At 53.0% G+C, this 9686-nt stretch carries 9 protein-coding genes; 2 read left to right on the forward strand and 7 right to left on the reverse strand.

Going from position 1 to position 9686, the window contains the following annotated elements; genetic code table 11:
* Nucleotides 1-64: 64 nt before the first annotated feature.
* Nucleotides 65-1567: a molybdate ABC transporter ATP-binding protein ModF gene (gene modF, locus ACT3T6_RS01840; RefSeq protein WP_193054400.1), complete on the reverse strand. Its 1503-nt coding sequence runs from the start codon at nucleotides 1565-1567 to the stop codon at nucleotides 65-67.
* Between the two features lie 125 nt (nucleotides 1568-1692).
* Nucleotides 1693-3165: a ketol-acid reductoisomerase gene (gene ilvC, locus ACT3T6_RS01845; RefSeq protein ID WP_172117442.1), complete on the reverse strand. Its 1473-nt coding sequence runs from the start codon at nucleotides 3163-3165 to the stop codon at nucleotides 1693-1695.
* 195 nt (nucleotides 3166-3360) lie between these two features.
* Between ilvC and ilvY the strand changes: the two genes are divergently transcribed.
* Nucleotides 3361-4239 carry an HTH-type transcriptional activator IlvY gene (gene ilvY / locus ACT3T6_RS01850; protein ID WP_172117441.1) on the forward strand — a complete coding sequence of 293 codons (879 nt, stop codon included), beginning with the start codon at nucleotides 3361-3363 and terminating at the stop codon, nucleotides 4237-4239.
* 33 nt (nucleotides 4240-4272) lie between these two features.
* Here ilvY and ACT3T6_RS01855 read toward each other — a convergent pair whose 3' ends face one another.
* The 3 genes from ACT3T6_RS01855 to ACT3T6_RS01865 form a co-directional block, all read right to left on the reverse strand.
* A complete protein-coding gene (locus ACT3T6_RS01855) occupies nucleotides 4273-4989 on the reverse strand; it encodes a GntR family transcriptional regulator (protein ID WP_087111895.1) in 717 nt (238 codons plus the stop codon).
* 167 nt (nucleotides 4990-5156) lie between these two features.
* A complete protein-coding gene (locus tag ACT3T6_RS01860; protein ID WP_172117440.1) occupies nucleotides 5157-5555 on the reverse strand; it encodes a phasin family protein in 399 nt (132 codons plus the stop codon).
* Between the two features lie 197 nt (nucleotides 5556-5752).
* On the reverse strand, nucleotides 5753-6448 hold the full coding sequence (locus ACT3T6_RS01865; protein WP_193054399.1) for a glutathione S-transferase N-terminal domain-containing protein: 696 nt from the start codon (nucleotides 6446-6448) through the stop codon (nucleotides 5753-5755).
* A 345-nt stretch (nucleotides 6449-6793) separates the two neighbouring features.
* Between ACT3T6_RS01865 and ACT3T6_RS01870 the strand changes: the two genes are divergently transcribed.
* Complete coding sequence (locus tag ACT3T6_RS01870) at nucleotides 6794-8485, forward strand: L-lactate permease (RefSeq protein WP_193054398.1); 1692 nt, start codon at nucleotides 6794-6796, stop codon at nucleotides 8483-8485.
* Between the two features lie 134 nt (nucleotides 8486-8619).
* Here ACT3T6_RS01870 and ACT3T6_RS01875 read toward each other — a convergent pair whose 3' ends face one another.
* Together ACT3T6_RS01875 and ACT3T6_RS01880 are read right to left on the reverse strand one after the other, a co-directional pair.
* A complete protein-coding gene (locus ACT3T6_RS01875) occupies nucleotides 8620-9144 on the reverse strand; it encodes a gamma carbonic anhydrase family protein (protein WP_172117437.1) in 525 nt (174 codons plus the stop codon).
* A gap of 130 nt (nucleotides 9145-9274) precedes the next feature.
* On the reverse strand, nucleotides 9275-9686 hold a 412-nt coding region (locus tag ACT3T6_RS01880), incomplete at its 5' end, for an FCD domain-containing protein (protein WP_444625935.1).

Here is a 9686-nt window from a genome sequence, read left to right on the forward strand (position 1 = left end):
AGCGCCATCGGCTTTGTGCCGATGGCGCTTTTTTAGAGTGAGGCAGCAACGAAAACGTCAGCGCCTAGTGGTTTTTCTCAAGCGTTAAATGGTTGTCTATTTCCTTTATTCTGTCTTCCGTGTGGTGATTGACGTAGAGCACCGTGGTTTCCTTGCCTTCACAGATTTTCTCGATGAGCGCGAGGACGAGTTGGCGGTTCATGTCATCAAGGCCCAGGCAGGGCTCGTCGAGTATCAGCAGCGGTGGGTGCTTCACCATGGCACGGGCAATCAGTAGCAACCGCTGGTCGCCGTAGGAAAGCTTATTGAACGGCTGATCGGCACGCGTTTTCATACCCAGTAAATCAAGCCATTGGTCGGCAATCTTTTGCTGATTATCGGTAGATTTAGTGTAAACGCCGATACTATCAAAAAAGCCCGAGATGATGACGTTCCTGCAGCTAGTGCTGACACGATACTCCCATTGCAGGGCCGTGGAGACATAGCCGATGAACTGCTTGATCTGCCAGATACTTTCGCCGTTACCGCGCTGGAAACCAAACACGAAAATATCGTTGGTATAGCATTGCGGGTGGTCTCCCGTGATCAAGGACAACACGCAGGTTTTACCGCTGCCGTTAGGACCACTCAGTTGCCAGTGTTGCCCGCGTTCGATCGTCCAATCGAGCGAGTCCACGATTACAGTATCGCCGTATTTAATCGTTGCTTGCTTAAGCTTCACTAACGGCTGGTTGGGGTCGAGCGCGGGCAACTGATGGGCAGGGTCGGCCTCGGGTACGCTTAAGTCAGTCGTTTTCAAATGCAGCAGTTGGTAAAGCTCGTTGAAGGCGGCCTCATCCTGGCGGTCTACTGTGAACGCCAGTCGCCCACCTTCCCTACGCGCTCTATTGCCTTGCTTTTTATTCTCTTGCCCCGGGTCTGGCCGGTCTTTATCCAGGTAAGCCACATGAGTGATGAAGTCCGGCATCTCGTCGAAGCGATTGAGCACCATCACCATGGGGACGCTTTCGATAATAGAGGCAAGATGGGCTTGCAGCATGGCGAGCGTGTCGACGTCCAGGCCATCGAACGGCTCGTCCAGAATGAGCAGATCGGGCTTGTTAGCCAGCGCGCGGATCAGCATGACTTTGCGGGTTTCACCCGTGGAGAGTTTGCGAAAGGCGCGGTCGAGGAGTTTCGTCAGCCCGAACTTTTCGACTAGCTCGTAAGCCAGTTCGGCATCCTCGCAGTGCTCAAAAATCATTTCACTGACCGGCGTGCCGAGCGACACGACATCCATGATGTCGGCATCGTCTTTTTTCAGCTCTTCTGCGATAAGCTCGGCTTGCGCTTCAAAAGAGACTAGCCCGACGCGCTCGGGAAGCCCTTGAACAGTGCCCGCTTCAATCTTGCCAATGCCAGCCAGTGCCGCCGCGAGGGCCGACTTACCGGAGCCGTTAGCGCCGGTGATGACCCAGTGCTGGTGAGGTTCGATGGTCCAGTCAATCTCGCTTAGAGTGAACCGATCATCGAAGCTAATCGTCGCATTGTTTAGCTGAATGCTCGCCAAGCGGGTTGAAGGCTCCATGAACATGTTCCTTACATTGGTAAAAAATCAGGGTTCGGAAAGTCGTTATCCAGAGACAAAAAAGCCGAGCATATCGTGGTGGATATCTCGGCTTTCCATTGACTAGCTAACGGTTAACCCGTGGGTTAAACGATCTTCTTCATATCCGCCATGTGGCCACGCAGCACGGCGCCAACAGCTTCCACCGGGTGAGCGCGAAGCGCATCGTTGACCTCGATCAATCGTGCGTTATCGACACCGTTGTCGTCCAGATCAAGGCCTTTACCGATGACATCGGATTTAATGCCCTTCATGAAGTCTGCCAACAGCGGCACACAGGCGTGGTTGTACAGGTAGCAACCGTACTCTGCGGTATCAGAGATCGTCGCGTTCATTTCGTACAATTTCTTGCGCGCGATGGTGTTCGCGATGAGCGGCGTTTCGTGTAGCGACTCGTAGTAGGCAGACTCGGCGATAATGCCCGCTGCGGTCATGGTTTCGAACGCAAGCTCAACGCCCGCCTTCACCATGGCGACCATCAAGATGCCGTTGTCGAAGAACTCCTGCTCGGAAATTTCAACGTCGCCAGCAGGCGTTTTCTCGAAGTTGGTTTCGGCAGTGTCTGCACGCCATTTCAGAAGGTTAGCATCATCGTTTGCCCAGTCTTCCATCATCGTGCGGGAGAAGTGGCCGCTCATGATGTCGTCCTGGTGCTTGTTGTACAGCGGACGCATGATGTCTTTCAGCTCTTCCGCCAGATCAAAGGCCTTGATCTTGGCCGGGTTGGAAAGACGATCCAGCATGTTGGTCACGCCGCCGTACTTAAGCGCCTCGGTGATGTTTTCCCAGCCGTACTGAATCAGTTTGGAGGCATAACCTGGCTCAATACCCTCTTCGATCATTTTATCAAAGCAGAGGATAGAACCGGTTTGCAGCATACCGCAAAGAATCGTCTGCTCGCCCATCAGGTCGGATTTAACTTCCGCGATGAAAGAGGACATCAACACGCCCGCTTTGTGGCCGCCAGTGCCCACTGCGTAGGCTTTCGCTAGCGCAAGCCCTTCGCCTTTGGGATCATTGGCTTCGTGCACAGCGATCAAGGTAGGAACGCCGAAACCACGAACGTATTCAGCACGCACCTCAGAACCCGGGCACTTGGGCGCCACCATGATGACGGTCAGGTCATCACGCACCTGCATGCCCTCTTCTACGATGTTGAAACCGTGGGAATAAGACAGGCAAGCGCCTTCTTTCATAAGCGGCATGACAGCGTTCACCACTGCGGTGTGCTGCTTATCCGGGGTCAAGTTCAGAACCACGTCCGCCGTCGGGATCAGCTCTTCATAAGTACCCACCACGAAACCGTTTTCAGAGGCGTTCTTCCAGGACTGACGCTTTTGCGCAATGGCTTCAGGACGCAGTGCGTAGGAAACGTCCAGGCCGCTGTCGCGCAGGTTCAACCCCTGGTTGAGACCTTGCGCGCCACAGCCAATCACTACCATTTTCTTGCCTTTCAGCGCGTCGACACCATCAGCAAATTCTGAGCTGTACATGAAACGACATTTTGCAAGCTGAGCCAGCTGTTCGCGTAGCGGCAAGGTATTGAAATAGTTAGCCATCGTTTACATCCTGATTAAGTATCATCACGCTATCGATGCACGACACACCGACACGAAAAAAGTGACACAGCCGCTCAATACGGGATCCAGCGCTATGTAAGTGAATCCAATCTAACCAAAAACGACTATTTCTTAAATTGATATATTTGCAACAACACGTCCCTATTTTCACAAAACGCTATTATCATGGCGCTTATGAACTTTAAACTTTTGAAACAATTCCTCGCGCTGGCCGAAACGCTGCATTTCGGCCGTGCAAGCGATGAGTGCTACGTCAGCATTTCTGCGCTTTCGCGCAACATCCGCCATTTGGAAGACGAACTGGGCGTGTCGCTGTTCAACCGCGACAACCGGACCGTGGTGTTGACTCAGGAAGGGCAAAAATTCCTCAAATATGCCCGCGATGCCAGCAGCCAATGGAATTTGATTCGTCATGAGTTAACCGACAATCTTGACCAATTAAGCGGTGAAATCAGTTTGTATGGCTCGGTGACGGCAAGCTACAGCTTTTTGCACGAGCTGCTTCGCCGCTTTCGTATCGCCTACCCGGCCATTGAAATCAAACTGCGCACCGGTGACCCGGAACACGCCATTGCGCACGTACTGGATGGTAAAGAAGACCTTAGCATCGCAGCAAAGCCTGCCCATCTACCGCGAGGCCTGGCCTTTAAGCCCATCGCTACGTCGCCGTTGCTGTTTATTGCCCCGCTGGAACAGCAAGTGCCGAATGCGCCAACCGGCACACCATTCACACCAGCAGAATGGGCGAACACGCCTATGATTCTATCGGAAAGCGGCGTTTCCAGAGCGCGTGTAGATGAGTGGTTTCGCAAGCTAGACATCTCGCCACGTATTTATGCCCAGGTCACCGGTAATGAAGCCATTGTCAGCATGGTGAGCTTGGGCTTTGGTATTGGCGTGGTGCCTAAAATCGTCCTCGACAACAGCCCATTGGTGGGTCGCATTCGAGTACTCGACGTAGCGCCGGAATTAGCACCCTACGATATTGGCTTGTTTACCCTGAAGAAGAACCTGAAAAACCCGCTGGTCGAGGCGTTCTGGAGCTTGATGTAAGCCCTGTTCGCGGCGTTAGCGATTAAGCTCACTTCAGTCCCCAAATATCTGCTGTAGGTCCGGGGCGCTCTCCTCTTCTTCGACCATGGAGAGCGAGGCTTCAATCGCTTTTAGGTGGCGGCTCATAAAGGCTTTGGCGCGCTCGCCGTTGCCGGACTCCAGATAGCCGATCAGGTCGTCATGGTCGTGGGATTCGCAGCCCAGGTGGCCACGGTGGCCATATACCGCAAGAATAAGCGATGAGCGCGAGCAGAGGCGTTCTACAAATTCGGCAAGCGTGGCGTTGCCAGAAAGCTGGGCGAGGCGCACATGAAAATCTGCTGACAGGCGAATAGCGGTGCTCTGTTGACCACTACGCAGCGCGTGACGCTCCTCGCGGGCCATCTCGCGCAGTTCAGCAGCTTCTTTTTCACCGATTCGCTTTGCCACATCGGGCATTAATCCGCACTCGACAAGCTGGCGGGCATCGAAAACATCCTTGGCTTCATCGGCGGTGGGTCGGGTAACACTGGCACCACGGCGGGGCGTTAGGGTTACCAATTGCTCCAGCGCAAGGCGCTGTAAAATCTTGCGTATGCCGGTACGGCTAATGCTAAACACATCGGCAAGCGCATCTTCACGCAGCCTGGCGCCGGGCTTTAGGCGCTGTTCAACAATCGCATCGCTTACCGCACGATATATAGCATCGTGACGTTCATCGCCCTCTTTTTCTGGAGCAACCCGCTTCGCGGTCGCCTGCGCATCACTCATGTGGCTCTCCTATCGCCTCCTTACTTTGCATCGCGTCATGATATCGCGCTTGGCCTTGCTTGAGTGGGCGATATTACATGACGTTCGGCTAATGATGAGCAATAAAAAAGCGCTGCGTCCAGAGGATCGCAGCGCTTTCAGCGCCATGCAAATGGCTTAACAGGGATTTACTTTTTTGCCGACTCTGCTGACTTCTGAACGTTATCAGCCGCTTTCTGCGTGGCAGTGCTCGCCTTCTGGGCATTTTCTTCGGCCATTTTGGCGCTGTCCTGCATAAAGCTCTGGCTGATAGAGGTTACTTTTTCAGAATCCCCTTTCACCCGCTCCATGAAGTCACTTGCAACGCGCTGCTGGCTTTCCATGGCTTTCTTAAAGCCATCGGCATCTTTAACTTCCAGCCAGGTACGTGCTTGGGAAATGGTCATATCTGAATAAGCGCGGGCAGCATCAAGTTGAGCACCCATCAGCTTTTCATAGTAATCAAGCGCTGCATGCGTGTAAGAACGCATAGGTGACACAAAGGCAGACTCGAACTGTTGGGTGTTATTCTCTGCAGTCTTCATCATCACGACATCTCCTTGAGTTAGCTAGCAGGCCGCCGCCCGTTAGTCGTGGAGGCGCTGCTATTGCGTTGGCATTTGCCGCTGCTGTACGTAAACCTAGCAGCGCCTTTTGTGCATCGCAACATGGTTTTTTATATTCTCGTGCGCCACATGCCTCTACAGCTCTCAATATGATTTTAAATCAGCAGGTTATTCGATTTTTAATTTAAATCACGAATCGTGATTGCCTGGCGCGCAACCCCATTATGAGCATCCAACATACGCGTAAACCACTCGGTGACCGGATCATCGGGTTCGGTCAACGGCTCAAGCGAGACGGTGTGTGTCCACATCATGCTTCCAAACAGTAAGTAATCGATACCGCTGGGTGTTTCGCCATCTAGAAAAGGACTGCCATGTAACTGATCACGTACCGGCGCCAGCACTTGGTAAAGCTGCTGCTTGCCCTGCTCGGGGTTATGCACATCTTCCAGGCGTGCCCCAAAGCGCGCTTCACGGGTTTTACGAAAGTAATCACGATCATCAGGGTGAATGGCGGCCAATAAATCCAGTGCAACGCTACGAAACAGGGCAGGCGTTACGCTGCGCTCGACATAGTATTTAAAAAATAGCGCGCGTTGGTACGCCACTCCTTCACCCAAAACAGGGGCATCGGGATAGGCTTTATCCAGGTAGCGCATTATCTTAAAACTATCGGTAATGACCTGATCCCCATCGCACAGCACCGGGACTTTATCGTAGTCGGCGAACGCCAGCGCCTGCTTGTCCTCAAACCGCCAAGCGATGGTGTTATAGGCCAGGCCTTTATGAGCAAACGCCATACGCACGCGCCAGCAATAGGGAGAAAAACGCAGTCGTTCGTCACGGCCACACAGGTCATAGAGCGTACGTGTCATGTTTTTGCCCTTACCGTTAATGAAAAGAGGAAATTTAAAATGGCGCATTCATCGCCATTGAGATTAAAGCACTGGATGGAGAAGTAGCGAGCCCCAGCACTGTCTTTTAGTCTAATAACGACCCTCTTCAATGAAGCTTAAAAACAATTAACAATGCATATAAAACAATCATTTAAAATTCACGAAAGAGCTTATATAGACCTTACAAACTTGCCCCTTTTGGCAAGACCTGTTTCGTAATAGTGTTATTTTTTGCTCTGAGCCGTATCTTTTCAATGTTGCGTTTAGCACTTAAATCATTAGACAGAGATAGCGCATACCCATAAATAAAAAGGCGGTTTTCTTATGAACGAAACAACACTTGCTCTTCTGGCTTTTTTGCCATTACTGCTGGCAGGTATTTTACTCGTTGGTTTTAAAATACCGGCCAAAATAGCGATGCCGATTGTATTCCTCACCGCAGCCACTATTGGGCTGACGGTTTGGGATATGTCATTTAGCCGCGTGGCCGCCTCGACGATCCAAGGCCTTATCCAAACAGCAGGCCTGCTGTGGATTATTTTTGGCGCCATTTTGCTGCTCAACACCTTGAAGCATTCAGGGGGCATTACCGCTATTCGCAATGGTTTTTCAGGCATCAGTCCAGACCGCCGCGTTCAGGCACTGATCGTTGCCTGGCTATTCGGTTGCTTTATTGAAGGCGCTTCTGGCTTCGGCACCCCCGCTGCCGTGGCCGCACCGCTAATGGTTGCCTTGGGCTTCCCGGCACTCGCCGCTGTCGTGGTGGGCATGATGATCCAATCTACCCCGGTGTCGTTCGGCGCCGTGGGCACGCCTATTATCGTGGGCGTGGGCAGCGGGCTGGACCGCGCGGGCATAACGACACAATTGGAAGCGGACGGCTCCACCTGGGGCACATTTTTCCAACTGATCACCAGCGAAGTGGCTATTACGCATGGCATCATCGGCATCTGCATGCCGCTGATTTTGGTACTGGTGATGGTGCGTTTCTTCGGCGCCAACCGCTCCTGGAAAGAGGGGCTTTCGATTGTACCGTTTGCCCTTTTCACCGGCATTTCATTTGTGATTCCTTATATGCTGGTGGGCGTTTTCCTGGGCCCGGAATTTCCCTCCATGATTGGTGCCATGGTCGGCCTGGCGATTGTTGTACCGGCAGCACGTAAAGGCTTTTTACTTCCCAAAGATACCTGGGATTTTCCGGAATCAACCTCTTGGCCGGATGAGTGGATTGGCAACCTGCAAATCAAGCTTGAAGATGTGGCCGGAAAAGCCCCGATGTCTACTTTTATGGGCTGGGTTCCCTACGTATTGCTTGCGCTGTTCCTGGTAGCTTCACGAACCATTGAACCGTTGCGGGTGGCGCTCACCTCTATCAGCTTGAACTGGAACAATATTCTAGGCGAAACGGGCGTTAGCGGGGGTGTACAGCCGCTTTACCTGCCAGGCGGGATTATTTTGGCGGTGGTGATCGTGACCTACTTCCTGCACAAGATGAACCCGAGCAAAATAAGCGCGGCGGTATCAGAATCCACCAAAACGATATTGGGCGCGGGCTTTGTACTGATTTTCACCGTACCCATGGTACGTATTTTGATCAATTCAGGGGTTAACGGGGCGGATCTGGTATCAATGCCGGTAATGATGGCGCAGGCAGTTGCTCATGGCATGGGCAACATTTATCCCTTCTTCGCCCCCACAGTGGGCGCCATGGGTGCCTTTATTGCAGGTTCCAATACGGTTTCTAACCTGATGCTGGCAGAATTTCAATTTAACGTCGCCCAAACGCTGGGTGTTTCAACTGCCATGATGGTGGCTCTGCAGGCAGTCGGTGCCGCTGCGGGTAACATGATTGCGATTCACAACGTTGTGGCGGCTTCTGCGACCGTTGGCCTGCTGGGCCGTGAAGGCACGACCATTCGTAAAACCATTATTCCCACCATCTACTATCTTGTCTTCGCGGGCATTATTGCGATGGTAGCGTTCTATGTGCTTGGCGTTACGGACCCACTTATGTAGAACATCTGGTTAGCGTCACCCTTTACGACACCCCAAGCCTGCCTTGGGGTGTCGGTGTCGTGCTTTAAACGCAAGGAGCGTCGTTAGAAAGCCGCGCATTCGTTGATGTGATCGCTAATGTAATAGTTGACGTGCTAATCGATGCGTTTTAGCGAGGTGGCATGCTGCTGGCCGCGTATGACATAGCTTTGCGCGTTCAGCTTAAGCCCTTCTATGGCATCAGCAGAAAGCGTGCGTACTACCCGCGCAGGTGAGCCCACAATCAGCGAGTTGGGCGGAAACACAGCGCCCTCTTTAATAAATGCCCCCGCACCTACCAGACTGTTTTCGCCGATCACCGCGCCGTTAAGCACCACGGCTTGAATACCGATCAAACAGCCATCGCCTACGCTACAACCATGCAGCATGGCCTGGTGGCCCACCGTGACACCGCGCCCCACTTTGAGCGGATATCCTGGGTCGGCATGCAATACCGCGCCATCCTGAATATTGCTCTCTTCGCCTATTTCCAAAAGGTCGCTGTCACCGCGCAACACCGCTTGATACCAGACGCTGGAGCGTGCTTTTAAGGTTACCTGCCCTATCACGTCTGCGGTTTCAGCAACGTACACGTCGTCATGAATATCAGGCTGGTGCTCACCGAACTGGTAAATAGCCACATCGCTCTCCTTTGATTATTGTCATCGCCTAGGCTAGCGTCTGTGTCAGCCGCTGAGCAACGTGAATCTTTTAGCCAGGTACTTTTCAAGCCAGCATTTTCATCAACCAGGCATTTTCATCAGCAAAGCATTACCACGGCTCCATACGCATGGCTGAGCGCTCCAGACGTTCGCTCTCTACTTCCAGCTCCCGTAGCAGCTCGGTAATGCTGGTGAGATGCTCCAGCGCCACCTGCCTGGCCTGTTCGGCGTCGCCTGCGACAACCGCATCATGCAGCCGGGCATGCTGGCGGTTGATCATTTCACGCGGGCCCGTACGGTGGTAAAGATGCTTAACCGAGGCAAATACCGAACTTAGCAGCAGGTCGGTCAGGCTTTGCAGTGTATGTACCAGCACCGGGTTGTGCGATGCCTGGGAGACGGCGAGATGAAAGGCGTGGTCAAGCCGCGCCAGCCGCTCAACGTCAATGCTCTCGGCGTGCTCGGCATAATCCGCCAGCTCCTGGTAGCGCCGGGTAATCAACACGCGGTCCATGGAGGTA

Origin of the sequence: Halomonas sp. 72, from assembly GCF_052379785.1 — a bacterium.
Classification (GTDB): domain Bacteria; phylum Pseudomonadota; class Gammaproteobacteria; order Pseudomonadales; family Halomonadaceae; genus Vreelandella; species Vreelandella citrativorans.